Raw genomic sequence first — 26,961 nt, 5'->3', positions numbered from 1 at the left:
AATATACGAATTGTAAAAGAAAGGATTAATACTAATGGAAGATTGGGAAAAGATACGGAAAGCATATCAAAAAAGAGAACGAATAGGCATGATAGGTATGATTATGTTTATTGTAATAGGAGTAATTTGTGATTGGAATGTTCTTGTTGAAAGAAATATTGTAATTCCTATTGATGATATAGAATCATTTTCATTAACTATTTTACAAGTACAGGCAACAGTCGGAACTCTGATATTTACAATTATTGCATTGATTACAGGAAATATTTCTGATTCTTATATGGGGGTATCTATAAGTGATTTCTATTTGAACATAAAACCATGGAAATTAACGCAAAAAGTACTTATTCTTGTTTCGTTGGGATTGTGTTTGACAAGTGTGATATCCCATTCTCTGGGCTTATACAATATTGTTTTTTATTTGTTTGTAGCGACATTAATTGCAATATTAATTTCAATCCTAGAGATGTACTCTGCTTTTGAGGGGAGAAATAAACACAACCAAGAAATAGAATCATATGTCAATTATATGTTAGAAAGCAATATGGAGTATGAGCAGAAATTAAATATATATAAAAATTTTGTTGTGGACTGGAAAAAGGTGGTTGATTCACAGGATAAACAAAGTTATGAAAAGTTTCTTGAAATCTTTGAAAAATGTATGTCATCCTTATGGACTTATAGCACTGACGAAGCTTTATCATCTATAGAACAACAATGCTATAGTATATCATATTGCCTTTTGGGATCAGAGAAAAAAGCGTTAAAGGAAAAGGGTCTTGAATTTGTGCAGAAAATATATGACATATTATGGAAGTTTATTTATGATTGTATTACAGAAAAAAGACCGCTACTAAATCAATATAAAAAAGAGTTTCCTCTTTTTACGGAAATTTGTGGTGAACTGATACGAAGTATTGATGAAATAAATGTTGAAGATGTAGAAAAGCGACTTAAGTTTGATAACCTGGCCGATTCAGTACTAAGAACTGCGGTATGGCTTAGATATGACAAAGAGAAGGAGATTGATAATAAAGAGGAGAAAATAAAGTTTAAAAGATATACATATAATTACCAAAGTGAAATCAGTGAATTAAATTCGTTTGCTAAATACATAGGATATTATTTGGGGAAATATAATAATAAAAATAATATAATCAACCAATATGTTTGGGCAAACGTATTAAACAGATGGAGTCTTTTTTCGACATATAACATTCCAGAAGAAAGAGCAGAAGACTTTTTAAAGGCTAAGGTCAATATCTACTTTTGCTATTGCTATGGAATGATAGTGAATGGACAAGAAAACATCGTAAAGATGGGATTATATCTTAGCGGGATGAGGAACACTGTTAGATTAGACAATAGATATCAGGCTCTATTATATCTGGTTGTTCATTGTTACAGCTATTATTTAGCAGTAAGAGAAAGTGATGATTGTGTCCCTGAGGATATTAGACAATCAGCATTAAATATCTGGGACGACAAAGGTGTGCAGGGGTCTTTTTTGAAGTTTCTCAATATGTTGTCAGAAAACTCAGAATGGTTGGATTTAGACATTCTTAATCAAATGTATGGAATAGTAAATACATTTGAGTTGTTCTCTCAATATGAAACTGCAAAATCTATGATTATTGAGTCTGTAACATCAGATTTTTATTTGTTTCTTATTTTATTTATGTCTCACGAATTTTTTCTGCCAGAGCTATTGGAAAGAAATGTTGATGACATGCGAGCTTTTAGATATGTTTCAAATGGGAATGAAGATAAAACAAAAGAAATGCTTGGCAAATTATTCAGAATGACATTTATAGATAACCAATCAGAGAAACAAATAGATAAAGAAGTTGGTTTGATGTATAATGACTTGGAAAAAACGGTTAAGAAAAAACAAAAGGAAAGGTACACCAGATTAGCAAAAGAAGCACAGAAAAATTATGAAATCCAAATAAATGAAAAAGAGATATGCGAGAAAATTAAAAATGATACCATTGGGAATATAAAAGAAAAATTTGCTCCAATCTTAGTTGAGAGCGATGAAAAGAATGGAATCATAGATGTTAATTTATTAAGCTTAATTGATTATACTAGTTCAATGGGAACCAAAAACAGTACGGATGGATATTATTCGCACATGAATGGAATGTTCTTGCTAGGTATTGCAAGATTTTTATATCAAAGGGGAGTTGTTGAATTTAAAAAGAGATTTGACGATTTTTCTGATGATAAAGAATTTATGGAATATTTAGCAGCGAATGATTTACATTTACTTCTTGGATCACAATATATTTTAAAAAATAGAGATTATAGAATTAGTACTGAGTATAAAAGATTTTTGAAAGATTATGAGACAATATATACAACTGTTTTACAAGATGGTATTGCGTTGAGAAAGAATTCTATACAGGTGTGCTTGCAGGATATTAATGTTTCAATCCATTCCCCCAATATAAAAGAAGAAAATGTGGAATATGACAAGAAAACAAGAAAATATTATTATCCTATTTTGGATGGTCTCCCAATAGATTTTGATGAAGATGAACTTAGAGAATTCCTCTATAATAATCGTAAAGTTATAAATGTAACTGCAAAAATTTCTATACAAGTAAATGAAAAACCATGTGGTACTATTTTCACTGGTAGACAAAGAGGATAATATAATTTTTATAAAAATCAGTAAATAAATTACTTCGCAAGTAACAGCATTAAGTATATAGCCTCCTGGTTATTGGGCCGTTTAAGTGTGCCTCATTGTTTCAGGATGTAGTTAGCAAAACCGGGCGAGGGTGCAAAGAATCGTACAAGTGTTCTTGCCCTCCCCTGTGGCCAGGAACTCGAAGCGGCAACGCCGCCAGAGCGTATAACACATTACATCTTGTAAGCAAGGTTGTTGTATGCAAAAAGGGGCGTTGCCCTCTTTGGAGTCCTCCGCAACAAAGAAGCGATATGCCCCTATAGGAAGCATACTGGCGTTTCCTGCCAGCATACCGTTACACGGTTTGCGTGTGTTTCCTTGTAAACTGACCTAATTGCTTTATCAGAAACCATTTGTGATGTATGTACCCATAAAACGAAATAAATCAATGGCACGCTATATATAGATTACAAAGCATTGGTACTAACAACATATAGTAGCATTATAATCTTGTATTGATTTTATGTATTTCCGGGTTCTCCAGAAGTGCAGAAAAATTTTGTTCCTTGTTGCACAGCGGGAAGAGACAGCTTGTGGCTGCTGTCTGAAATCATCATTTAACGATATACGCAGAAAGACGCTCATTATTTGAATATGCAGCATTTTTTTTTGCTTTATAGGAAATTCCTCGCCGAGCTTAAGTTATGTAAACTAACAGCCCGCCATTAGGCGGGCAGACTTTGAAGATGACATTATTTAGAAGATATAAAAGCCTTCTACGCCAGCCTCATCATCCAACAAATCATCTTCGTTTAAGAAATAATCCATGTCCAGAAGCGCTTCCTCCGGCATGTCACGGACATCTTCGGAAGTCATTCCCTCCGGCGGGGTGAGCATGTACTTTTTTCTGAGTTTCTCTGCATGTGGATTCATGGTATGGTATCCTCCGTTTTCTTTTTAGTTTATCACAGACGGAGTAACTGTAAAAGGACGCTTTATGCGCAGGAGAACGGCAATGAGATTTTTTCATGGTCCTTTCATATAATTCGTGCAGAGAAACAGGTTTATGGTTGAAATACAGTTCCAGAAAAAGCATGGTATTCCCACAGTTAGGACATTTCAGGGGATTATACCCAAAGAAATGGAGGGTGGAATCACGCCATCGGTTAAAAGAAAGATAGATCTTATGCTTTTCCCTGGAGATAGCCCTGCGCAGATACTGGTCTAACTTGCGGTGTCTGGCATAAATCCCATAGTAACGGATTATTTTGAAATGTTTTTCCGGGATATGCAGAGTTAAACGGGCGATAAAGTTAAGAACAGGTATCGTTTCCACAACGAGTTTATCATCTTCGTGGCGGTTATAATGAAATGTGACAAACGCACCATCATAGGAATCAATGCGGGAGGAGGCGATAACCGGCCGGCCAAGATAATGACCGATATATTTGAGGACGGTTGCAGGATTGCATTTATTGGGCTTTGCATAAACATAAAACCCTTTTTGTGATTGGAATAAATGAAGGCTTTAACCTTTTTGAAGGAGAAGCCAATCCGGGAATGCAGTTCATTAAGGAGAGCCGTCTGAAACGAGTCGCGAAGGAGACGGAAGTTAAAGTGCTTTTTGTGTCGCCAGAAGAGACTTTTGCCAACGCCGCCCTCCGAAATAAGGCAGTGGATATGAGGATTCCATTTGAAATTGCGTCCGAAGGTATGGAGAACGCAGATAAAACCGGGAGTAAATAATTCGGAGAGATTCTCTTTGTGAAACATGCGGGTGACAACGCTGTTGACAGCAGAAAACAGGCAGTTGAGGAGGGAGCGGTTGTGTAGGAAGAAAGGGCGTAGTTCTTCTGCGATGGTAAAGACACAGTGGCGGTGCTGTACATCAAGGATTTTGAAAGACATAGAGGTAGTCCTGTCAATGGAATACATGTTGCCGCAAGAAGGACAGAAACGGGAGTGGCAGCGAAAGGGAACAAATTTAAAATTGCCACAACAAGGGCAGGCGTACATGGCACCACCAAAGGCAGGAGTGCCGCAGAGGATAAGTTTTTCTACATTCTCAATGATAGAGTCACGAGGGTGTTGGAGATAAATCATTTCTTCAAAATAGTCCGTAAAAATATGCTGTAAAATAGTCATAAGACTATTATGAAGGAAAAGGCAACAAAAGGAAACCCCTAATTCCCCTCATGAATGAGGGGCTAGGGGAATTGAGGTGCCGAAGGCACTTTCTTGTATAATAGGAAAGTTCGCCAAATGGCGGACCAATTGATAAAAAAGCCCGCAAAATGCGGGCAAAGCAAACAGACGGTAGTTAAAAAAGGTCAATATAAAATCCTTCTTCAAATTCATCGTCATCCAGGTCATCATCCTCCGTAAGAAATTCATGCATATCAAGCAAATCAGAATCAGACATAGTTCTGACCAGTCTGGCTGTCATTCCTTCCGGCGGGTTTTGAATATATTTTTGCCGCAGTTCCTCTAAAAATTTTGAATCCATGGGAATCCTCCTGTCTGTTAATAAGATAAGTATGGTACAGACAGGTGGAAAAATCAAGCAGAACGGCATTTTACGTTTGCCATTGCCCTTTCATATAATTCTTCCAGAGAAACACGGTGATGATTGTAATAAAGCTCTACGAACTGCATTTCGTGGTTGCATTGTGTACATTTGAGCGGGTCATAGCCAAAAGACAGAAGGATGTCTTCACGCCATTTGTTAAAAGTTTTCATCAGACGGTGCTTGGATCTTGGAACAGCCTTCCAAAGTGATTGATTTTTATCACGTTGCCTGGAATAAAGACCATAGTAACGTGTCATTTTAAAGTTTTTTTCCGGGATGTGCTGGATCAGGAGCTTTATAAAATCTATAACAGGAAGAGTCCTTTTTACAAAGGCATTGTCTTCGTGACGGTTATAGTGAAATGTGACATTGGTGCCATCATAGGAATCAATCCGTTTCAGGGCAATGACGGGGCGGCCGAGATAACGGCTGATATATTTAATCACCGCATCCGTATCACAGAGATTTGGTTTGGCATAAACATAAAAACCATTTTTATCCTTATGGTAGATAAGAGCTTTTGTTTTTTTGAAAGAAGGTCCAATGCGGGATTCGAGAAGATTGAGAAGAGCGGTCTGAAAGGACTTTCTTAAGAGGGTATAATTAAAATGCCTGACAACCCGCCAGAAGCCGTCATCCGAGAACCCTCCTTCCGTAATGAGGCAATGGATATGAGGATTCCATTCCAGAGGCCTCCCAAAAGTGTGAAGGACGCAGACGATGCCGGGAACAAAGTTTTTAGATTGGTTGAGGTCATGGAACATACGCAGGAGAACACTGCGGACAGCCTGGAAAAGGCAGTCAAGAAGAGAACGGTCTTCCAGAAAAAAGTGCCGTAATTCTTCATCAATGGTAAAGACACAATGCCGGTGAGTACAGAGTATTAGTTTAAAAGCCATTTGAGTGGAGCGTTCCTGGCAGTATTTGACCCCGCAGGTAGGACAGAACCGGCTTTTGCAGCGAAAAGGAACGAACTTGAAGCTGCCACAGTGAGGGCAGGCATACATGGCCCCGCCAAAAGAAGGGTCACCACAATCAATCATCTTGGAGATGTTTTCCATTTCAACATCCCTGGGATGAAGTGTATATTGAATGATTTCATAATTGTCTTTAAAAATCTCTTGTAAGATGTTCATGGGATAATTATGAATCAGATAGAAGTAAAAAGCAACCCCACCCCTCAAGATTGAGGGGCAAGGGAGTTGAAGTGTCGAAGACACTTATTTATATAATAGGAAAGTTCGCCAAATGGCGGACCAATTGATAAAAAAGCCCGCAAAATGCGGGCAAAGCAAACAGACGGTGGTTAAAAAAGGTCAATATAAAATCCTTCTTCAAATTCATCGTCATCCAGGTCATCATCCTCCGTAAGAAATTCATGCATATCAAGCAGATCAGAAACAGACATAGTTCTGACCAGTTTGGCTGTCATTCCTTCCGGCGGGTTTTGAATATATTTTTGCCGCAGTTCCTCTAAAAATTTTGAATCCATGGGAAGCCTCCTGTCTGTTAATAAGATAAGTATGGTACAGGCAGGTGGAAAAATCAAGCAGAACGGCATTTTACTTTTGCCATTGCCCTTTCATATAATTCTTCCAGAGAAACACGGTGATGATTGTAATAAAGTTCTACGAACTGTATTTCGTGGTTACATTGTGTGCATTTGAGTGGGTCATAGCCGAAAGATAGAAGGATATCCTCGCGCCATTTAGCAAAGGTTTTCATCAGTCGGTGCTTGGCTTTTGGGACAGCTTTCCAAAGTGTTTCATCTTTTTCCCGGTGCCTTGCATAGAGACCATAGTAACGTGTCATTTTAAAGTTTTTTCGGGTATGTGCTGAATCAGGAGCTTTATAAAATCGCTGGCAGGAAGTGTCTTTTTTATAAAGGCATTGTCTTCGTGCCGGTTATAGTGAAATGTGACGTTGATGCTATCATAGGAATCAATCCGTTTTAGTGCGATGACAGGGCGTCCGAGATAGCGGCTGATATATTTGATAACCGCATCCGTCTCACAAATATTAGGTTTGGTATAAACATAAAACCCATCTTTATCCTTACGATAGATAAGAGCTTTTGTTTTTTTGAAAGAAGGTCCAATGCGGGATTCGAGAAGATTAAGAAGTACTGTCTGGAAGGACTTTCTTAATAGAGTATAGTTAAAATGTTTGACGACACGCCAAAAGCCGTCATCAGAGAACCCGCCTTCCGTAATGAGGCAGTGGATATGTGGGATTCATTCCAGGGGTCTCCCAAATGTGTGAAGGACACAGACAATGCGGGGAACAGAATTTTTCGATTTGTTGAGGTTATGGAACTTACGCAGGACAACACTGCGTACAGCCTGGAAAAGGCAGTCAAGAAGAGAGCGGTCTTCCAGAAAAAAGTGGTGTAACCCTTCATCAATGGTAAAGACACAATGGCGGTGAGGGCATCGTATTAGTTGAAAAGCCATTTGAGTAGAGCGTTCCTGGAAGTATTTGACGCCGCAGGAGGGGCAGAAACGGCTTTTGCAGCGAAAAGGAACGAACTTGAAGTTACCGCAGTGAGGGCAGGCATACATGGCGCCGCCAAAAGAAGGGTCACCACAATGAATCATCTTGGAGATGTTTTCCATTTCAACAGCTCTGGGATAAAGGGTATATTGCATGATTTCGTAATTGTCTTTAAAAATCTCTTGTAAGATGTTCATGGGATAATTATGAATCAGATAGAAGAAAGAAGCAAGCCCTCCCCTCAAGATTGAGGGGCAGGGGAGTTGAAGGGGCTGTAAAAAAACAGCCCTAAAGAAAAATCGCTGAGGTCGTGAGACTTCAGCGATTTTTTGGTATAATTAATTATGCGACTAACTAATAAAACCAATGATAATTATACACCACGTCAGTTGAAATTACCATTGGAAATCGAAAAATTAATTGATATTTCTGATCCGGTATACACTTTCTGCGAAGTGATGGATCACATCGACCTATCAAGATATTTTGTAGAGAAAGGCTACAGAACAGGCCGTCCAAGATGTGATGAACACAAGCTCCTCAAAGTGATACTTTTTTCTTTTATGGAATACGGGATCTGTTCCCTGCGGAACATCGAAAGACTCTGCCGTAATGATATCCGGTATATGTATCTTCTGGACGGCATGAAAGCACCTTCCTTAGCCACTTTCGGTAACATTATCCGGAATGAACTTACGGATTCGATAGAACAGGTTTTTGGGGATGTGAATACATATATATTTGAAAAAGACCATGTCGACTTGGAGCATACCTATATCGACGGTACTAAAATGGAGGCCAATGCGAACCGCTATACCTGGGTATGGAAAAAATCATGTACCAAAAACCGGGGAAAAGTCTTTGAAAGGATATCCTCGCTGATCGATGCCATGAACCTTGAAGTTTTGGGCTATTTAAATGTGAAACTTGAGAAGCGCGAAGAGTATGCCATCGATTATGTTTCCGAACTGTTGGAAATGTACAAGCTGGGGACAAAGCAGGAGGAATCCACTTTTGTTTCAGGCTGTGGACATAGAAAAAGCATTTAGCAAAAACAGTATCAGGAATTACAGGGATATCTGGAGCGTTTGAAAACATACGCGCACCATATAGAAGTCTGCGGGGAGGAAAGGAACAGTCATTCCAAAACGGATCATGATGCCACTTTTATGCGGATAGAACGAGATTACATGGGAAATGACCAGTTGCTTCCAGCATATAATCTTCAGACCGCAGTCTGCGATGAATACATTGCGGTAGTTGATGTAAAACCATACGCATCAGACATGGAATGCTTTGTACCATTGATGGAGAAATATCATAAGATCTACGGGCATTATCCAAAGTATCCGGTTGCCGATGCAGGATTTTCTCTCTCACTTTCTCCCAAGTTAAGAGCGAAAGCCTTTAGTGATATTGAGTTATTGCGGAATATGGGAAATGAATTACGTGAGCCATATGTTAAACCTATAAAAGGTGAGAAGAATAAGGGTCTGTATGAACTGCGGGTGAAATTTTCCAATGATATAGTTCGGATATTTTATTTTACATATCATAATAAAAAGTATATCTTATTGCATGGATTCATAAAAAAGAGTATAAAGACGCCACAGACAGAAATTGGCAGGGCAAGAAAGTATATGGAAGATTATGTAAGGAGGTGTAAACAATGGGCAAAGTAGGAATTTCTTTTGAGCAAATGAAAGAAGATATGCTTAAAGATGAAGAGTTTAAACTTGAATATGAGAAATTGCGGCCACGTTATGAGGCCATTGCACAGATTATAGTGGCCAGAAAACAACAGAATATGACACAGGCTGAGCTTGCCAGGCGTGTAGGGACTCAGAAAAGCAATATATCCAGACTTGAAAGCGGTAATTATAATCCTAGTTTGGACTTCCTTTCGAAGGTGGCTGAATCATTGGGGAAGAGTTTAAACGTACAAATTAAGTGATGAAAGATATGGGATTTAATAACTTAGTGGATTGCCCTGCGTGGTTGTCATCCACCCAGGCAGCTCTGAATCATAAGTAAGCAATCGATAAAGGGCATTTGCTTGATTTATCGCAATCCCTGATTCAGGTGAGGATTTGACTGAGGAGATATGATCCGGCATGACCGGAGTTTAACTGACTTTGCCTGATGAAATGCAGTGGTTCCGGCTGATTCTACGCCGGAACCTTTTGCATTGCAGGCAGGGGCTTACCTGCCATGATCCCTCCTGTATTCCCTGGGGGTACATTTGTAAAAACGTTTAAACATCTGGGAGAAATTGCTGGAACTGTTAAATCCGCACATGGCGGCTATTTCGGAGACACTGCTGCCGGGATCCTGAAGAAGCATGGCTGCGCCCTGGGTGGTCCTGTATTTTAACAGATACTGCATGGGGGAATTCTGGATACTGCGTTTAAAGCAGCGCAGACATTCCCGTTCACCGATGTCTGCCGACCGCGCAATCTGTGTCAGATCCAGATTCTCATGGTAGTTGTCATGTATGAATTCCAGCATGATCTGGATGCGCCTGCTGTCCGGATCCAGCCCTGTTTCACCCGAGTCAATCTCATGGGCATAGCGTTCATGAAGGGAAAGGCAGATCAGGGACAGATTTTCCCTGACAATGAATTCATATCCCGTGCGCTCCTCCTTCAATGCCCGGAACGCCCTGTTAAATGCATCCGCCAGGCTTAAGGGACAACCGTCAAATGTGCTGCAATGGATCAGCGGCGTCATATATCTGACTGCAAAGACAGAGTCCTTGTTGCCGGTTATCAAAACAGGATGGAAGACCAGGGAATGCAGGTCGCAGAAGTTTTCCGCTGCTGCAAAATGAGGGAGGTTGGAATTGATGACAAATCCCTCCCCCTTCCCTAAATGAAAGGTCTTTCCGGGAATCTGAAGCTTTAAGCCGCCGGTTTCCACAAACACGATTTCCAGCTCTTCATGCCAGTGCCAGGGGATGACATCCTCTGGCCTGTCTGTATAGACGGCAGAATAACCTGCACAGGGGAATTTTGCCGTCCCATGGGGCTGAAGCTCCTTGCCTATGCGGTTCAGGTTGAGGGCACATTTCTGTAATCCCATGGTCACACCTCCATTTGGTCGCTTTTCTTATATTATAAGTCGAGATTTGAATTGAATCAAGGAAAGAAAGACGGTATCCTTTTACTGAAAGCCTCCTTCTAAGAAGACGGCGGTTTTCAATAAAAGGTTATGATTCAGGAGGACACAATGTTTCAGTTGTTATTAGTAATTATTTATCTGGCTTTTATCAGCCTTGGGCTTCCGGATGCGCTGCTGGGTTCCGCCTGGCCGTCCATGTACAGGGAATTGGACGCAGCGGTATCCTATGCAGGAATCATCAGTATGATTATTGCAGGCGGTACCATCATATCCAGTATCCTGAGCGACCGGCTGATAAGAAGGATAGGGACCGGGGCGGTAACCGCGCTGAGCGTGGCCATGACAGCGGCTGCCCTGTTCGGTTTTTCATCCTCCCGTACCTTCCTTCAGCTCTGTATCTGGGGGATTCCCTATGGATTAGGGGCAGGCAGTGTGGACGCCGCGTTAAATAACTTTGTGGCCCTGCACTATAAATCGCGGCATATGAGCTGGCTGCACTGCTTCTGGGGCATCGGGGCAACCGCAGGCCCCTATATCATGGGATTGTGTCTTGCCAGAGGGCTGAGATGGAATTCGGGCTATATGTCAGTGGGAATCATCCAGGTTGTGCTGGTGGCGGTCCTTGTCCTGTCCCTGCCTCTGTGGAAATCGAAAAAAGCCTCCAATGCAGAAAACGCAGACGCAGGAGAAAAGATAGGAATAGGAGAGGCATTGAGGCTTCCGGGGGCAAAGGCTGTTCTGGCATCATTTTTCTGTTACTGTTCCCTTGAGGCCACGGCAGGTCTCTGGGCCAGCAGTTACATGGTCCTTCACAAAGGGATACCGGCTGGGACGGCAGCAAAATGGGCCTCCCTTTTTTATCTGGGGATTACGGCAGGGCGTCTGGTATGCGGATTTGTTACAGACCGTATGGGGGACAGGAAAATGGTGCGGTGCGGTCAGGCGGCGGCATGCACGGGGGCTGTCCTGATGCTGGCGTCTTTTGGGGATGGGGCTGTGCTGGCAGGCCTTGTCATGATAGGAATTGGCTGCGCGCCTATTTATCCCAGCCTGCTTCATGAGACACCGGATAATTTCGGCACAAAGTACTCGCAGTCCATGATGGGGATGCAGATGGCCTGCGCGTATATGGGAAGCACGTTCATGCCGCCATTGTTCGGCTTGCTGGGAGAGCGTATCAGTATTGGACTGTATCCGCTATGCCTGCTGGTGTTTGGCGGATTCATGATCATAATGACAGAAAGGGTGGGAAGGATCCATGTTGGGAAAATCAATCGATTTACACATGCACAGCTATTACAGCGATGACGGGGAGTTTACACCGGAAGAACTGGTGAGGAAATGCAGTGACAGCGGAATAAAGGTCATGGCCATAGCGGACCATAACTCGGTGCGGGCCAATGCCCAGGGAGAGATTGAAGCCGCCAAGGCAGGTATCACCTATATTCCGGCAATTGAAATTGACTGCACGTTCCGTGGGGTGAACCTGCACGTGCTGGGATATGGAATAGAATATGTGAGTCAGGATTTTGCTGAAATAGAGGATAATATAGCTGCCCAGGGGGCCGTTGCATCGCGGCAGATGCTTCAGGCCACAAGGAAGATGGGATTTCAGGTTTCTGAACAGGAGATGGAGGAACTGGCAAAGAACAATTTTAATAAGGACATATGGACCGGGGAAATGTTCGCCGAAGTACTGTTGGATAAACCTGAATACGCAGACCATCCCATGCTGCGGCCTTACCGTCCGGGCGGGGAGCGGGCCGATAATCCCTATGTGAATTTTTACTGGGATTACTATTCACAGGGAAAATGCTGCTATGTGGAGATGGAATATCCGGATTTGGAGCAGGTGGTTGATATTATCCACAAAAATAAAGGATGTGCGGTACTGGCCCATCCCGGCGTTAACTTAAAGGGCCGCAGCGGGTTGCTGGAGCCGATCATTGAAACGGGACTGTTCGGGATAGAGGCCTTCAGCAGTTACCATTCGCCAGAGCAGGCAGCCTTTTATTATGACGCAGCCAGGAGGAACGGGCTGATATTTACATGCGGAAGCGACTACCATGGAAAGACAAAACCATCCATCTGCCTGGGCGGGTATGTAAGCCTGGTGCCGGATGAGGAGATATTGGGGCAGCTGGGCAGGCTTATGGGGCGCTGATATAGGAATTTCAGTGACAAATGTCATTCTGATAATGACGCCAGACATCTGGGAAGTGCTGGGATATTTATCTATAATAAAATCATGAAGAGGAAGTATCTGATGAAAGGGGAATGGATATGGAGATAATCATGATTTTATTAATATGGCTGGTGGCTCCTTTTGCAGAAGCCGGTGTCATAATCGGACTCGCCATCACCAACGGGCGTCATAAGAAGAGGATACAGGAACTGACCTGCCAGCTGGAGCGCCAAAGGCTGTACGGTTTTGAGAGGAAGAGGACCATGGAAGGGGAAATGCCCCCTAATCTGTTGGAACCTGAGTCCCCCAATCCGCCGGAACCTGGGTCCCCCAATCCACCGGAACCTGAAATACCGTCAGATGAATGGCTGGTGCCGGGATATGATGGAAGGCGGGCCGTGAAAGAGGCTGAGGAAAAGCCTGGGCAAAGGTATGTGGAAGGGCCTGTGGAAGAGACTATAGAAGGGCTTATGGAAGAGACTATGGAAGGTACTATGTCATCTGCCATGAAAGTAACGGAGGTACCTGCGGGGATAGCGGCGGCCGTCATGGACCCCACATCTTCCAACGCAAAGCCGGATTCCCCTGCCAGGATCCGCAAAGCGGACTCCCACTTCTATCAGGGAACCGCGGCCCTGATTATCGGCGTTATATTTGTGGTTCTGGCAGGGCTGATATTTGCCACCACGGCATGGCATGTCCTTCCAAGTTACTGCAAGGTGATCATGGTATTGGGTTTCTCGGGCCTGTTCTTTGGTTCCAGCCTGCTGGCAGGGAAAATCCTTAAGATTCAGAGGACCAGCCAGGCATTTTACATCCTGGGAAGCATATTTCTTTTCCTGACCGTCCTGGCTGCCGGATATTTCGGCCTCATAGGACCGGAGTTCATCCTTAAGGGGCAGAACCGTTATCGGGTACTATGGGTTGGCAGTATGGTGACGGAGATTGCCATGCTTGCAGGAACCAGGAAGTTCCGCGACAGGCTTTATACCCAGTCCTGTTTCTGGGGGATGACGGTCAGCATGACCTTCCTTATGGGGGCCTTGGGCCTGGGGTACGCGGGCTGTCTTAACGCGATGGTATACTATTCCTTCCTGCTGCTTTTGTGGGACGAGGGAATCAGAAGAAGACAGGATGGGGCCGCGGCAAGGCTTTCCGATAAATATTTACTTCCGGAATTCATGGAAGCCGGATTCAGCTTCTTTGTAAACCTTCATTTCTGGATCTTCAGCGGCCTTATGGCATTAGAGGCCGTGACTGGCTGGATGACTGGCATAACTGGTTTTTCTTTATTGGGAATCGTCCGGATAACACCATGGAGCACCCTGGCATTGGGGCTGACAACAGCAGGGATATCACTGAAAGCCCTGAGGGACAGGCGTATGGAGATGCGCGTCCTTCACAGCGTTTCCATGGCGGCATTTTTCCAGTATGCAGGTCTCTGCTTCCCCTTTGAGTCCGTATATCAGATATTTGCAGGGGCGGTCCTGACTGGCGGATGGTTCCTGGCTGAGCGGAAAAAGGGAAGCCCTCTTTGCAGCCAGGCGGGCGGCTGTGTCTTGACAGCAGTCCTTGCCATTGATACGCTGATGCTTCTGGCTGAATCCCTGTACTGGCATGACCTGGGAACCCAGGCAGCGGTATCTGCCGCGGTCCTGCTTCTGGCAGCCGTCACGGCATGGTGGGGCAGACAGTATCCAGTCCTGCGCGAAATCATTCCGGTCATCCTTTATGCCCTGACCATGACGGCGGGAAGGGCTTTGGCACAGATTCCGGGATTTGAACCGCGATATGATGTGATTGTATTTGCATACATCCTGATCATGGCTGTGTGGGATGTGCTCAGACGCGACAGGTTCGGGGAGGCCATCCTGGTAATAGGGACGGCCGCACAGATCCTTTTTCAGATAAATGGACAAAAGCCCCTTCCGTTCTTCATCCTGTTGGCCGTATATCTATTAATCTGGTCCTTTAGAAAGGATGGGAAACTGCAGGGATGGTATGTTAAGGGGAGCTGTCTGTATTCCCTGGCAGGCGTCTATATCCTTGCCGGCAGCCATACCGATAACGGGGTGGCGGTCATGATGTGGGTAACCTTTGCATATGGGGCCGAATACGCCGTCATGTGCTGCCGGGACCGCAGCCAGGCAGGGACATGGTTCTGGGATGGGACCGGACTGGCCGTGTTCCTCTGTACGATGGCCGCATTTTATTGGAATCCCGGGCTTTCTGCCTGGAACCTGGTTCCCTGTCTGGCATCCTTTGCAGTATTCTATGTCATGTTTTACAGGGGAGGGAATATGTGGCTTCACCTGGCGGCGGCCATCGCCGTATTGCCGCTGCCTCTGGCAGCAGCCTTAAGGTACGGATGGACAGGGAACCAGGCCTGCGGTTTTACAGGGGCAGCGGTCCTTATATCGGGTATCCTGTTCCGGTATTACAGGCCAATCCTCAGACAGCGGGAAAATGTCCCGGCTGCATGGGATGTGGACTGGTTCCATATCCTGGTCATCCTGCCCCTGGTTTCCCTGGCCCTTGACGCGGGAAGGGGCTGGAGATGTGCCTATACGGTTCTGGCAGCGCTTTATGTACTTCAGTATACAGCGGTGAAGCCGCTGAGGAAAGGTTCGCTTACCATTGCATCTGCCCTGGCAGTCCTTGCCTTCTGGATACAGCCGTATATCCAGTGGCCCGACCTTATCCGGCTGGAGGTACAGCTGGCGCCGGCGGCGTTGTTTAGCTGGTCCCTGGCCCGTATATGGAAGGACGAGGCGTGCATTCCCTGGTTTCAGACAGCCATCTGCTGCCTGTGCCTGGGGGCCATGATACTGGACGCGTTTTATACGGGAAATGTAGGCGATGCACTGATCCTGGAAGCGGTGTGCCTGGTAATCTTCCTGTGGGCGCATGTAAGGAAATGTGTAAGATGGTTCCGTATTTCCGGCATCATCATCGTCACGGTGGCGCTGTATATGACCAAGGGATTCTGGCTCAGCCTGTCCTGGTGGGTATATCTTCTGGCAGCCGGTCTGGGGCTTATCATCTTCGCGGCATCCACGGAACTGAAAAAGCACTGAAAAAGCCCTGGATAAGCATTCAGACACACCTGGCACCAGTATTGTTTTGACACATTGTTACATAAAGGCTATAATCAAGGGGACAGGTTTTTCTGTCCCCTGATGTGTTTTCAGGAGAAAGAAAAAGGAAAAACGGAAAGCAATAAGCTCTCCGGGGAGGTTCTGTTATGTTGGATATCCTGCTGAAAATTGCATATCTCTCAGCCATCATCCTGTCATTCTGCACGTCCGGATGGCTGCTGATAAAAGCAGATAAGAATAAGACCACCGGCGCCCTGGCCATCTGCCAGTTCCTTATCATAATATGGTGTATACCACAGCTGTTCACGTCCCTGTCCGTAACCAGAGGGATAAAATACCTGACCTATGTGATTTCCTATGTGGGAATCAGTTTTATCGGGCCTGCGTGGCTGGTGTTTGCCTTCCTTTACAGCAAAAGGAGGCTGGGCCGTCTGGCGGAGGCCGTGCTGTTTGGCATTGGGGCGCTCAACTATTCCTTCCTGCTGACCAATGAATACCATCATCTGTTTTATACAAGCTTTGAGGTGGGGCAGGTGGTTTACGGGCCTGTCTTTTATGTCCACATGATTTATACCTATGCCTGTGTGCTGGCGGGGATGGCGGTGGTGCTGACGGCATTCAGGAAAAATGCCGTTGCCCTGTCCCATATTGCGGTCATTCTTTTATCAGCCGCAGTGCCCCTTGGGTTTAACCTGCTCTATATGACGGGCCTGGTAAAATCCGGGTTCGATCTGACGCCGCCCGCATTTGCCCTGTCCAGCATCCTGATGCTGCTGGCCGTGTTCCGGTATGATTTCCTGGATGTGAATACCATGGCATTTGACCGGATGTTTGATTCCATTGCAGAGGGGGTGGTGGTGTACAACCGGAGGGAAAAGGTTACATACTGCAATGGGGCAGCCATGGGCTGGTTCGGACTGAAGGCCGGGGACGGCATGGATGCGCTTTGGGGGATATTGAGGGAAAATGGAATCAGCCCGGAGGAAACAGGAGAGGGACAGGAACGGGTCATGACGCTGGGGGATGGTCCGTCCGGCCGGAAGCTGGAGGTGAAGCGTTATGCCTACAGGGACAGGAAGGGGAAAAACATTGCCGGGGCAGTGATGTTTACCGATGTGGGTAAATATTACCAGCTTCTGGAGCAGGAGCAGGAACTGGCTGTGTCCAACCAGAAGCTGGCCATTGAACAGGAGCGCAACCGCATAGCCCAGGAGGTCCATGATACAACGGGCCATACCCTTACCATGATAAATTCCCTGCTGAAGCTGATACGCATTGAATATGAAAATGGCGGAAAGGCAGCCGGGACGGATGAAAGCGGAATCCCGGAGTACCTGAGACAGGCCCAGGAGCTGGCGGGCAACGGCATCCGGGAACTGCGCTGTTCCATCAACAATCTCAGGCAGTCCTCGTCCTATGGCCTGATAACCCAGGGCGTGTACCAGCTGGCCCAAAGCGTGAAGGAGTTTGAGGTGGAGGTGGAGATACAGGGGGAGGACAGGGAGGCATATTCCCACCTTTCCCCGGTTGTATATGAGTGTCTGCGTGAAGCCATCACCAACTGCCTCAAGTATGCCCATGCCACCCACATGGACGTAATCCTTAAATTTGGCAGCGGCTGCCTGAACCTGTATATTTTTGACAATGGGACAGGATGCGGGGAGATACAGGAAGGCAATGGGATGCGCGGTATCCGCCAGAGGATAAAAGCGGCTGGGGGGACTGTCCGGATCATATCCGGCAATGGGGAAGGATTCCAGATTTACATCCGGCTGCCGCTTGGCGCGGCATGAATACAAGGGAATAAGGGGGATACGGTATGATAAAAGCAGTGATTGCTGATGATATCCAGATATTGAGGCAGGGGCTTAAAGCCATCCTGGAGCAGGATGATGGGATAGAGGTGGCAGGGCTGGCAGCGGATGGCAGGGAGGCGTGGCAGCTGTGCAGGAAGCTTAAGCCGGACGTGGTGCTGATGGACATGCGCATGCCCCAGTATGACGGGAGCTATGGGATTACCAGGATTAAGGCGGATTTCCCGGACATACGGGTGCTGGTGCTTACCACCTTTGACGACAGGGAAACCGTGGACGCCGCCGTGCAGGGCGGGGCGGACGGATATATCCTTAAGGAGATGGAGGATGACAAGGTCATACAGTCCGTGAAGGCTGTATGCGCGGGAATCCGCGTGTTCGGCGGAAGCGTGTTTGAGGGCATGCGCCGTCAGATGGCATTGCCAGGGGCCAAAGCTGACCTGGACTTAACGCCCAGGGAGATGGATATCATGCGCCTGGTTGCCCAGGGCATGGATAACAGGGAGATAGCGGCAGGGCTGTTCCTGGCAGAGGGGACCGTGCGCAACAATATATCCCGTCTCCTGGAGAAGCTGAAGCTGAAGGACAGGACCCAGCTGGCTGTATTTGCAGTGAAGAATAACCTGGATGTATGATGTCCCCGGTGTACAGGAGAATCCGTATCCCCTGCACACCGGGGCAGTCTGTTTTCATTCACCGTCCGGGCCGTGTCCGGCACCGCTGTTAATCTGCATCTTAAACAGTTCCACCGGGATATAGTGCTTACTGGATACCAGGACCCGGTGGTTTTTGTCGTACAGGGTTTCCTGTATCAGGATAAAGGAAGGGTGCTGGGACAGCAGGTATTTGGTGGCGGTAAAATTACCTGTGGTGGTATAGGAAAACTGGCAGGTACTGCGGCCGGCATCCTGGTAGGAGTCATGTTCCAGATACTGGAATAAATCCTCCTTGCTGTTTAACTCAATCTGTTTTTCAGAAATCACCTCAACCGGCACAAAGCTCAGGCTGTAAGCGCAGGCTTTTCCCTCCTGTTTGTACCAGCGGTCGGCAATCACGACCACGGGGGTCCTGCGTTTCAGGCACTGGATGATTGGTTCCGTGGGCGGCTCGATGCGGAATTCCAGTTCCGTTTCGCTGATTGTACCGGCCAATGCCCCAAGGACCGGATGCTGGATGGTTTCCATGCCGGGAAGGGCCGCATCCGGGTCCGTCCCATTGATGAAATTCCCTTTTCCCCTTATATTGATGACCAGATCGTCCTCCTGAAGAAGGGCCAGGGCCCTGCGCAGGGTCATGCGGCTCACATCCATCTGCTGTGCCAGTTCCGGTTCAGAGGGAAGCTGGCTGCCCGGGGGATAGACCCCGTCCTGTATCATGGAATACAGACGGTTATATACTTTTACATGCTTTAATTTCTTTACCTTCCCACTTACCTCATCCTGTTCCATGGGGCTGTCATCTCCTGTCTGCCTGTCTAATAAAGTATACAGGTTCTTATCAAACATCATAAGTCCATAACGTTTTTTTGTCAATAAAATAGACATGTCTAGATGTATAAAAGTAAAACCATGAATGATAACAAGGTAAAATCCAAATATAACCGCGAGATACTTGTGAAAATGTACAAAAACCGTCTGGAATGATTGTATAAAATCCCAACTATAAAATAGACAAGTAAAATGATATTATACATATACAAGTTGAAAAGACAGGCTGGGATGAAAAGCAAAGGGAAAGAGAGGAAGGAATATCATGCAGAATTATTCAGGTGAAGAGGGTTTACAGTATCATTTACAGATCAGGAAAGGGGATGTGGGCAAGTATGTGATCATGCCCGGGGATCCCAAGCGCTGTGCCAGGATAGCCAGCCACTTTGACGATGCCAGGCTGGTTGCCGACAGCAGGGAGTACATTACATACACCGGATATCTGGACGGTGAGATGGTGAGCGTGACCTCCACCGGAATCGGCGGCCCGTCTGCCTCCATTGCCATGGAAGAACTGGTGCTTTGCGGCGCCCATACATTCATCCGGGTAGGGACCTGCGGCGGAATGGAGATGGATGTAAAGGGCGGTGATATTGTGGTTGCCACGGGAGCCATCCGCATGGAAGGCACCAGCAGGGAATATGCGCCCATCGAGTTCCCGGCGGTTGCGGACCTGGAAGTGACCAATGCCCTGGTTTCTGCGGCAAAAGCCCTGGGATATACCTATCATGCGGGCGTGGTACAGTGCAAGGATGCATTTTACGGGCAGCATGAGCCCCAGCGCATGCCTGTGAGCTATGAACTGCTGAACAAATGGGAGGCATGGAAGCGCCTGGGGTGTAAGGCTTCGGAGATGGAATCCGCGGCCCTGTTCGTTGCTGCCAGCCATCTGAGGGTGCGCTGCGGTTCTGATTTCCTGGTGGTGGGTAACCAGGAGCGCCAGGCTGCCGGGCTGGATAACCCCATTGTCCATGATACGGAGGCAGCCATCAAGGTGGCCGTTGAAGCGGTCCGCAGGCTGATCCGGGCGGATAAAGAGGCATAGGATAAGACAGGGTCTGGACGCGGCCTGGTTCATGTGGTAGAATAACGTGGATAAACCAGCAAAGGCAAAGGTACCCAAGATGAAATTCTTAGAAAAACATCCGTTAATCATGATTGTAATTGGAATAGCCGGTATCTCATTATCGGCTATTTTTGTTAAATATTCCCAGGCCCCCTCCGTGGTAACGGCCTTTTACCGTCTGATGTGGACCGTGGTCCTGATGACGCCGGTTGTCTTTGGACGGGGGGAGTCCAGGCGCGAACTCATGGGGACGGACAGGAAGTCCGTGCTTTTGTGCGCCTTAAGCGGACTGTTCCTGGCCATGCATTTTACCACGTGGTTTGAGTCCCTGAACAAGACCTCCGTGGCCAGTTCCACTGCCATTGTGTGCACCGAGGTCATCTGGGTGGCAATCGGCTACTGCCTGTTCCTGAAGGGAAGGATTTCCCTGGCAGCGGCAGGGAGCATCTTTGTCACGGTGGGAGGAAGCCTGCTGATTGCCTTTTCCGATTACTCGGCGGGCGGGAATCATCTGCTGGGCGACATGCTGGCCCTGGCCGCGGCTGTGTTCTGCGCCGTGTACACCTTGATTGGACGGCAGGCAAGGGGGCATATGTCGACTACCGTATACACCTATATCGTCTATGTGTTCTGCGCCCTGGCATTGGGGATTGCCACGGCTGCCAGCGGGCTTGCATTTACCGGCTACGGGGCGCGGTCCGTGATTGTGGGACTGCTTCTCAGTGTCTGCTCCACCCTTCTGGGCCACAGTATATTCAGCTGGTGCCTGAAGTTCCTGTCCCCGTCCTTTGTGTCAGCCTCCAAGCTGTGTGAACCGGCGGTGGCGGCCGTGATTGCCCTGTTCGTGTTTGGGGAGGTCCCGGCCCCCCTCCAGATAGCAGGGGGAGCGGTTACCATTGGGGGCGTATTGCTCTATTCCCATGTGGAAAAGAAAGAAAATATGGAAAAACAATCATAATAGTTAGAAAAATAAGCGGAAAAATGTGGTAATAATCTGGAAAAAATATATAATAGTGATAATACATGACAATGGTTAACCTTCCGGCACTGCCGGGAGAGGGACTAAAGGGAGGTATCACTATGAACGGGAAGATAGAACAGCTGAGGAAAATCCTGGATGACAGCAACTATACGGTAGCGCTCTGTGGTTCCGGCATGATGGAAGAGGGAGGATTCATAGGAATCAAGAAGCAGGATAAGGCATATGACATTGAAAACCGTTATGGCTATGGTGTGGAGGAAATGTATTCCAGCGCATTTTACAATACGCGTCCGGAACAGTTCTTTGAGTTTTATAAAAAGGAAATGCTCCATAACGCCCCAAGGGATACGGCATCCGGTCCGGCCCTGGCCGCCATGGAGCGGGCGGGGAAGCTTCAGTGCATCATAGACAGCAACATCTATGACAAGCCAAGAAGGGGAGGATGCCGTCATGTCATTAACCTTCACGGAAGCATTTACCAGAACCAGTGCCCAAGGTGCAAGAAGAAATATCCGGTTACATATATGGCGCAGGCCAGGCGCGTGCCGATCTGCCCATCCTGCAATATCCCTGTGAGGCCCATGATTTCCCTGATTGGGGAGATGGTGGACAGCCAGAACATGACCAAGACCACGGTTGAGATAACAAAGGCGGATACCCTGCTGCTTCTGGGAACCACCCTGGCCTCTGAGGTATTCCGGCAGTATATTGAGTATTTTACAGGACGCAATATCGTGATCATCCACAAACAGGAACACTATCTGGATAAGGAGGCTGCGCTGGTCATCCTGGACTACCCCATGGATGTGCTTCCGTTACTGGGTTACGGGGAGGAAATAAATGCTTAGGATTTCCTTTCGATTTTATTACTTGCATTCCATTTCCGGGTCCATATGGTATAATGGCGTCAGGTAAAAAATGGTTGTAAGGAGAACAGACATGAGGAACATCCGTAAATGCCTTGGGCTTGGGCTTTTATCACTGGCCCTGGCGGTATCAGGCCCTGTAAGCGCCATGGCTGGGCAGACAGGACCGGGGGCAGTCTATAGGCCGTCCGTGAACGGTATCAGTATCTATGTAAGCAAAAAGGGAAGCACGGTCACCCTGAGCCGTTATAATTCCACCATCGGAAGCTGGCCGGCCCAGATTGGAAGGGAGTCCGCAACAGGGGACAAGGTGCAGCAGGGGGATGGGATAACCCCTTCCGGCAAGTTCTACGTGTGCACGAAGAACGACCAGAGCCAGTACTATCTGTCCCTGGGGCTATCCTATCCCAACATCGACGACGCAGAGCGGGGCCTGGCCGACGGACTGATTAACGAGGAGCAGTACAAGGCAATCGTGGACGCCAACAAGGCAGGAGAGCAGCCGCCCTGGGATACGCCCTTAGGCGGGGCCATCATGATACATGGCGAGCAGGGGGGCGGTACGGCAGGATGCATTGCCGTCACCAATGACGTGATGGACATATTATGGGAATACTGTAATCTGGGGGTACCGGTCACGGTGGGACCATGACCGTCCGTCCCCGGATAAACATGACAGACCCGGCGCTGTCCCAAACCTTCAAAGGGTGGGATGGCGCCGGGTCTGTTCTTGTTTATATGATACGTTATTTCCTATCAGTCATCCTCTTCCGGCGCCAGTTCCGTGGATTCAACCTTCGGCGGCATGGCGTAGGAGAAGATGATGAAGCAGATGAATGCCGCCACAAGGCCCGGGATGATGGGCTGGCTGAATTTTATGCCGAACAGCATTCCCTTGGATACATGTTCCAGGTATACAACCACGATGGTTCCCGCAATCAGGGAAGCAATGGTTCCTGCGGTGGAAGCCTTTTTCCAGTAGTGCCCCATTACATATGGGAAGAAGGAACCGGCGGCCCTCAGGGTGAAGCAGAACATCAGGATGGATACGATGCTCTGTGTGTTGAACAGGGCGATGAGCATGGATGCCACACCCACCAGGCACATGACAATCTTGGTCACCCTCATGACGGATTGGCTGGATGCATCCGGTTTTAACACGGCCTTGTAGATGTCATTGGCGAAAATGGAGCCTGCGCCTAACAGGTCGGAGTCGGAGCTGGACATGGTTGCGGAAATGATTCCGGCAAACAGCAGGCCGCAGATGATGGCGGGCATGGTATTGATGGCAAGTACCGGAAGGGCGTAACGCGCGCCAACGGCAGCAAACTGGTCGGAACTGAACTTGCCCATATTGATTAATGCCAGGGTAATGATACCCAGGATGGTCGGTATGAACGCATAGATGAAGTTCACCAGCGCGGCCAGCCATGCGCCGCCCTTGGCCGCCTTTTCATCCCTTGCGGCATAGAAGCGCGACACCGCTTCCTGGCCCACGGAGAAGGTGGCCGTGTACATGATGACCAGGGAAATGATCCCGAACAGGTCATATCCCTCAAACAGGTTCAGGGTGCCTGCCGGGATGTTGGCGGATATCTGTCCCCAGCCGCCTGCATAATTCATGGCAAACGGAACAGCGATGATCATGCCGATCACAATCAGGAATACCTGGACAAAGTCTGTCAGCGTGACGCTCCAGAGGCCGCCCATGATGGAGTAGATGGTAACCACCACGGCAACGATGATGACGGCTACCTGGTAATCAATGTTTAACATGGTGGACAGGATGACTGCGGATGCAATGAACTGTCCGGCTGTAAGACCCACCAGGGGCAGCAGCATGATGATGGCTGTGATGATGCCGCAGGACTTGCCGTAGCGTCTGCGGAAATACTCAGGAACCGTCTTAACGGTGGCTGCCCGGAACTTGGGGGCAATGAAACTTAAGATGATGAATGCAATGCCCATGGTGGTGATGTACCAGGAAGCGCTGAGTCCATAGCCGGACATACCGTTCTGAACAACGCCCAGGGAGCTTCCGCCGCCGATTTCAGTGGCTGCCAGGGTGCCTGCCATGAGAAGCGGTCCAAGGCGGCGTCCGGCTACCATGAAGTCGGTGTTGGTGGAAATCTTGGTGGATGAATACCATCCGATCCACAGCATGAAAAGCAGGTAGACGATTACAATGATTGTTACAATGATGTTTGTACCCATAAAATCCCTCCTGTAATAATTTTCTTACAATAAGTGTACCATAAACCCGTTGTGTACTTAATGACCATTTCTGCAGAAAATATACCAAATATGACATTTCCGCCAGAACTTGACTTATGGGAGGAATCACCATAAAATAGAAGGAAATGTACGGGGGATATTACGGACAGGCGCCTGGTTCCATAGGCGGAGGGGGATGAAGGATGCTTAAGATTGCTGTCTGCGATGATACAAAGGAAGAATGCGCCCTGGTCGTGGGGTATACATCTGCTTTTTTCAGGGAACGCGGCAGGGAAGTACAGATTGATACATATGGGAACGGGACCGGACTGCTGGAATCCGGGAAGCAGTATGACCTGTATCTGCTGGATGTGATGATGCCCGGGCTTAACGGCATTGAGACAGCTGCCCGTCTGGGAAAAGGGAGCAGCCCGGTGGTCCTCATCACCTCGTCCCTGGAAGCGGCGGTGGATGGCTACAGTGTCAATGCAGCCGGGTTCATCCTGAAGCCCGTGGGGGAAAAGGACTTTGAGGCCACCATGGAGCGGGTGGTAAAGCAGCGCCTGGGCGGGGATGACGCCTGTATATCCGTGGTACATAACCGCGTGCCCCTGCAGCTTAAGCTGGACCGGATTGCATGGTTTGAGAACCGGCTTCACCGGGTCTTTGTAACCCTTACGGACGGGGAAGTGATTTCCATCCACCAGAAGCTGACCGAACTGCAGGAGGAACTGGGGGGATACCCGGGGTTCCTGCGCTGCCACCAGAGCTATCTGGTCAACCTGGAACAGGTGGAACGGCTGGAGGATTCCTGCTTCTATATGAAGGACGGCCAGATGATTCCCATATCCAGGAACTTTTACAAGCAGAGCAAGAATGCATATTACCATCACAGGCTGAAATGAGGTTCCTATGAACGACAATGCATGTACGATTATCCTGAACCTAATCAACATGGCCGTGCGCATGATGCCCATCTTTGTATGTCTGGAGCCAAAACACAGGAACCGGGAAAATATCGCGGCCGTGTCCGCCTATCTGTGGGTCATCATGGTATCCATGCAGTCCCTGTTCCATATCAGGCCGCAGGTGTTTTTTGTATTTCAGGGTGTGTTTTCCTGCCTGTTTTTTCTTGTGCTGCTTATCTTCTTCCAGGGCGGCCTGCTGGAAAAGGCATTCCTCTACATATCCGCCTGGCTTTTTGCAGTGCTGTCCACGTCCCTGAATGAATTCGCGGCCTGGCTGCTGCTTAACCGGGTCAGCCTGACCTATGGGCAGATTTCCGTGGTAGTGTCCCTGGTCTCTGCAGCCGGATTCTGCCTGTTTGTCCGTTACTTTCTTAAGGATACGGTGCAGCGCCTTTTTGCACAGCTCTCTAAACGTTCCTGTTCCCTGCTGCTTACGTATCCGTCTGTATCCCTGCTCGTCCTGTTCATCGGCACCAACACCATATTCTCGCCCAGGTCCCTGGCAATCAGGGGGATAGAGGACATCCTGTTCTTCCTTGCCCTTTGCGCCATGATCCTGGTACTCTATGTGATGATCCTGGGCAATACCCTGGGAATCATATGCCGCAGGAAGACGGAGGAGGAACTGCAGTTTGCAAGGCAGCTCATCGGCAAGCAGAGGGAGCACTATAACCAGACACTGGATTATATCGAACAGGTCCGCATCATCAAGCATGATTTCCGCCATCACATCCATGCGCTGCAGAACATGGGCAAGGAGGAGCAGGAACGGTATCTTCAGAACCTGAAGGAGGAGCTGGACCGCGCGGCCGACATGGTATTCTGCCAGAACCAGGCTGTCAACGGCCTGCTTCAGGAATATGCAGCAAGGGCCAGGCAGGGCCGGATTGATTTCGAAGCCAGGATGGACCTGTCGGCCCATGTCCCGGTGGATGACCTGACACTGTGCATTGTCATCGGAAACCTTCTGGAAAATGCCTTCGAGGCATGCAGGCGTCTGGAAACGGAACGGTTCGTCCGCATCCAGGCCAGATGGATGGAGGACCACCTGATGATGATGGTGGAAAATTCCTATGACGGCCAGATAAAGCAGAGCGGCGGCAGGATCCTTTCCAGCAAAAAGGACGGCGGCCTTGGAATCCTCAGCATACGCAGGATATTAAACCACCCGGGGGACGAATTCGACATGGATTATGACGGCGCCACATTTACCGCCATGGTTAAAATCGTGGACAGGATGATAAGATAGCTGGCCAAAGGCCGGGATAAGGATTGCAGCGGCCATCATGGCGGGATGGAAAAACAGATTGCTTTTTCCTGATTACGAGTTATAATAGGATTTGTAAATAGACAACGGGGAGCTCACTTAAGTGGGCTGAGAGTAGGCTGTTCATGCCTAGACCCATTACCTGATTTGGATAATGCCAACGTAGGGACCATAGGGATTATATGCCGGCGGTGCAC

Annotated in this window: 22 protein-coding genes, 2 pseudogenes and 1 riboswitch; of the genes and pseudogenes, 15 read left to right on the top strand and 9 right to left on the bottom strand. The window is 47.7% G+C overall.

Annotated elements, in window-relative coordinates:
- Nucleotides 1-34: 34 nt before the first annotated feature.
- A complete protein-coding gene (locus LK536_RS43610; RefSeq protein ID WP_227796098.1) occupies nucleotides 35-2,656 on the top strand; it encodes an MATE family efflux transporter in 2,622 nt (873 codons plus the stop codon).
- Nucleotides 2,657-3,391: 735 nt separating this feature from the next.
- Here the strand turns inward: LK536_RS43610 and LK536_RS43605 are convergent.
- The 6 genes and pseudogenes from LK536_RS43605 to LK536_RS43580 all read right to left on the bottom strand — a co-directional run bounded on the left by LK536_RS43605 (nucleotide 3,392) and on the right by LK536_RS43580 (nucleotide 7,894).
- The gene (locus LK536_RS43605; protein WP_227796099.1) at nucleotides 3,392-3,568 is read right to left on the bottom strand and encodes a hypothetical protein; all 177 of its coding nucleotides are present in this window, start codon (nucleotides 3,566-3,568) and stop codon (nucleotides 3,392-3,394) included.
- 85 nt (nucleotides 3,569-3,653) lie between these two features.
- Nucleotides 3,654-4,780, bottom strand: a pseudogene (locus tag LK536_RS43600) (IS91 family transposase); the annotation flags it as partial.
- 175 nt (nucleotides 4,781-4,955) lie between these two features.
- The gene (locus LK536_RS43595; RefSeq protein WP_227796100.1) at nucleotides 4,956-5,141 is read right to left on the bottom strand and encodes a hypothetical protein; all 186 of its coding nucleotides are present in this window, start codon (nucleotides 5,139-5,141) and stop codon (nucleotides 4,956-4,958) included.
- A 53-nt stretch (nucleotides 5,142-5,194) separates the two neighbouring features.
- Entirely contained in the window at nucleotides 5,195-6,340 is a 1,146-nt protein-coding gene (locus LK536_RS43590; protein WP_227796101.1) for an IS91 family transposase, read from the bottom strand.
- A gap of 170 nt (nucleotides 6,341-6,510) precedes the next feature.
- Nucleotides 6,511-6,696: a hypothetical protein gene (locus LK536_RS43585; protein WP_227796102.1), complete on the bottom strand. Its 186-nt coding sequence runs from the start codon at nucleotides 6,694-6,696 to the stop codon at nucleotides 6,511-6,513.
- A 53-nt stretch (nucleotides 6,697-6,749) separates the two neighbouring features.
- Nucleotides 6,750-7,894: pseudogene (locus tag LK536_RS43580) on the bottom strand (IS91 family transposase).
- 147 nt (nucleotides 7,895-8,041) lie between these two features.
- On the opposite strand from LK536_RS43580, the gene LK536_RS43575 reads away from it, so the two are divergent.
- The 3 genes from LK536_RS43575 to LK536_RS43565 all read left to right on the top strand — a co-directional run bounded on the left by LK536_RS43575 (nucleotide 8,042) and on the right by LK536_RS43565 (nucleotide 9,651).
- Nucleotides 8,042-8,746, top strand: coding sequence for a transposase (locus LK536_RS43575; protein WP_506092156.1), 705 nt, complete (start codon nucleotides 8,042-8,044; stop codon nucleotides 8,744-8,746).
- A 141-nt stretch (nucleotides 8,747-8,887) separates the two neighbouring features.
- Nucleotides 8,888-9,379: a type II toxin-antitoxin system RelE/ParE family toxin gene (locus LK536_RS43570; protein ID WP_227796104.1), complete on the top strand. Its 492-nt coding sequence runs from the start codon at nucleotides 8,888-8,890 to the stop codon at nucleotides 9,377-9,379.
- Nucleotides 9,367-9,651 carry a helix-turn-helix transcriptional regulator gene (locus LK536_RS43565; protein ID WP_227796105.1) on the top strand — a complete coding sequence of 95 codons (285 nt, stop codon included), beginning with the start codon at nucleotides 9,367-9,369 and terminating at the stop codon, nucleotides 9,649-9,651. Before LK536_RS43570 ends, LK536_RS43565 begins: the two co-directional genes overlap by 13 nt.
- A gap of 248 nt (nucleotides 9,652-9,899) precedes the next feature.
- Here the strand turns inward: LK536_RS43565 and LK536_RS43560 are convergent, their stop codons facing one another.
- The gene (locus LK536_RS43560) at nucleotides 9,900-10,778 is read right to left on the bottom strand and encodes an AraC family transcriptional regulator (RefSeq protein ID WP_227796106.1); all 879 of its coding nucleotides are present in this window, start codon (nucleotides 10,776-10,778) and stop codon (nucleotides 9,900-9,902) included.
- A gap of 147 nt (nucleotides 10,779-10,925) precedes the next feature.
- On the opposite strand from LK536_RS43560, the gene LK536_RS43555 reads away from it, so the two are divergent.
- The 5 genes from LK536_RS43555 (at nucleotide 10,926) to LK536_RS43535 (ending at nucleotide 18,549) form a co-directional block, all read left to right on the top strand.
- The gene (locus LK536_RS43555) at nucleotides 10,926-12,125 is read left to right on the top strand and encodes an MFS transporter (RefSeq protein WP_227796107.1); all 1,200 of its coding nucleotides are present in this window, start codon (nucleotides 10,926-10,928) and stop codon (nucleotides 12,123-12,125) included.
- Nucleotides 12,076-12,981: a PHP domain-containing protein gene (locus LK536_RS43550; RefSeq protein WP_331472181.1), complete on the top strand. Its 906-nt coding sequence runs from the start codon at nucleotides 12,076-12,078 to the stop codon at nucleotides 12,979-12,981. Before LK536_RS43555 ends, LK536_RS43550 begins: the two co-directional genes overlap by 50 nt.
- 131 nt (nucleotides 12,982-13,112) lie before the next feature.
- The gene (locus tag LK536_RS43545) at nucleotides 13,113-16,079 is read left to right on the top strand and encodes a hypothetical protein (protein ID WP_227796108.1); all 2,967 of its coding nucleotides are present in this window, start codon (nucleotides 13,113-13,115) and stop codon (nucleotides 16,077-16,079) included.
- A 167-nt stretch (nucleotides 16,080-16,246) separates the two neighbouring features.
- Nucleotides 16,247-17,893 (top strand): histidine kinase N-terminal 7TM domain-containing protein, encoded by a 1,647-nt coding sequence (locus LK536_RS43540; protein ID WP_008718433.1) that lies wholly within the window; start codon nucleotides 16,247-16,249, stop codon nucleotides 17,891-17,893.
- A 26-nt stretch (nucleotides 17,894-17,919) separates the two neighbouring features.
- The gene (locus LK536_RS43535) at nucleotides 17,920-18,549 is read left to right on the top strand and encodes a response regulator (protein ID WP_008718432.1); all 630 of its coding nucleotides are present in this window, start codon (nucleotides 17,920-17,922) and stop codon (nucleotides 18,547-18,549) included.
- A 54-nt stretch (nucleotides 18,550-18,603) separates the two neighbouring features.
- Here LK536_RS43535 and LK536_RS43530 read toward each other — a convergent pair whose 3' ends face one another.
- Complete coding sequence (locus LK536_RS43530; RefSeq protein WP_506092155.1) at nucleotides 18,604-19,458, bottom strand: GntR family transcriptional regulator; 855 nt, start codon at nucleotides 19,456-19,458, stop codon at nucleotides 18,604-18,606.
- Nucleotides 19,459-19,666: 208 nt separating this feature from the next.
- Between LK536_RS43530 and udp the strand changes: the two genes are divergently transcribed.
- The 4 genes from udp (at nucleotide 19,667) to LK536_RS43510 (ending at nucleotide 22,967) form a co-directional block, all read left to right on the top strand.
- A complete protein-coding gene (udp, locus tag LK536_RS43525; protein ID WP_120056966.1) occupies nucleotides 19,667-20,446 on the top strand; it encodes a uridine phosphorylase in 780 nt (259 codons plus the stop codon).
- A 46-nt stretch (nucleotides 20,447-20,492) separates the two neighbouring features.
- Nucleotides 20,493-21,425: a DMT family transporter gene (locus LK536_RS43520; RefSeq protein ID WP_331472182.1), complete on the top strand. Its 933-nt coding sequence runs from the start codon at nucleotides 20,493-20,495 to the stop codon at nucleotides 21,423-21,425.
- A 122-nt stretch (nucleotides 21,426-21,547) separates the two neighbouring features.
- Nucleotides 21,548-22,297, top strand: a complete 750-nt coding sequence (locus LK536_RS43515) for an SIR2 family NAD-dependent protein deacylase (RefSeq protein ID WP_008718411.1) — start codon at nucleotides 21,548-21,550, stop codon at nucleotides 22,295-22,297.
- Nucleotides 22,298-22,388: 91 nt separating this feature from the next.
- Nucleotides 22,389-22,967: a L,D-transpeptidase family protein gene (locus LK536_RS43510; protein ID WP_040379916.1), complete on the top strand. Its 579-nt coding sequence runs from the start codon at nucleotides 22,389-22,391 to the stop codon at nucleotides 22,965-22,967.
- A gap of 104 nt (nucleotides 22,968-23,071) precedes the next feature.
- On the opposite strand, the gene LK536_RS43505 is transcribed toward LK536_RS43510, so the two are convergent.
- Nucleotides 23,072-24,529 (bottom strand): sodium:solute symporter family protein, encoded by a 1,458-nt coding sequence (locus LK536_RS43505; protein WP_008718406.1) that lies wholly within the window; start codon nucleotides 24,527-24,529, stop codon nucleotides 23,072-23,074.
- Nucleotides 24,530-24,732: 203 nt separating this feature from the next.
- Between LK536_RS43505 and LK536_RS43500 the strand changes: the two genes are divergently transcribed.
- Both LK536_RS43500 and LK536_RS43495 read left to right on the top strand, forming a co-directional pair.
- On the top strand, nucleotides 24,733-25,434 hold the full coding sequence (locus LK536_RS43500; RefSeq protein WP_227796110.1) for a LytR/AlgR family response regulator transcription factor: 702 nt from the start codon (nucleotides 24,733-24,735) through the stop codon (nucleotides 25,432-25,434).
- Between the two features lie 7 nt (nucleotides 25,435-25,441).
- A complete protein-coding gene (locus LK536_RS43495; RefSeq protein ID WP_025486324.1) occupies nucleotides 25,442-26,746 on the top strand; it encodes a sensor histidine kinase in 1,305 nt (434 codons plus the stop codon).
- A gap of 95 nt (nucleotides 26,747-26,841) precedes the next feature.
- Nucleotides 26,842-26,950: riboswitch (TPP riboswitch) on the top strand.
- Nucleotides 26,951-26,961 lie beyond the last annotated feature (11 nt).

The sequence above is a fragment of the Clostridium pacaense genome (assembly GCF_020709765.2).
GTDB lineage: Bacteria > Bacillota > Clostridia > Lachnospirales > Lachnospiraceae > Enterocloster > Enterocloster hominis.
The sequence above is the reverse complement of the archived record's forward strand: the minus strand, read 5'-3'. Positions and strand labels throughout refer to the sequence as shown.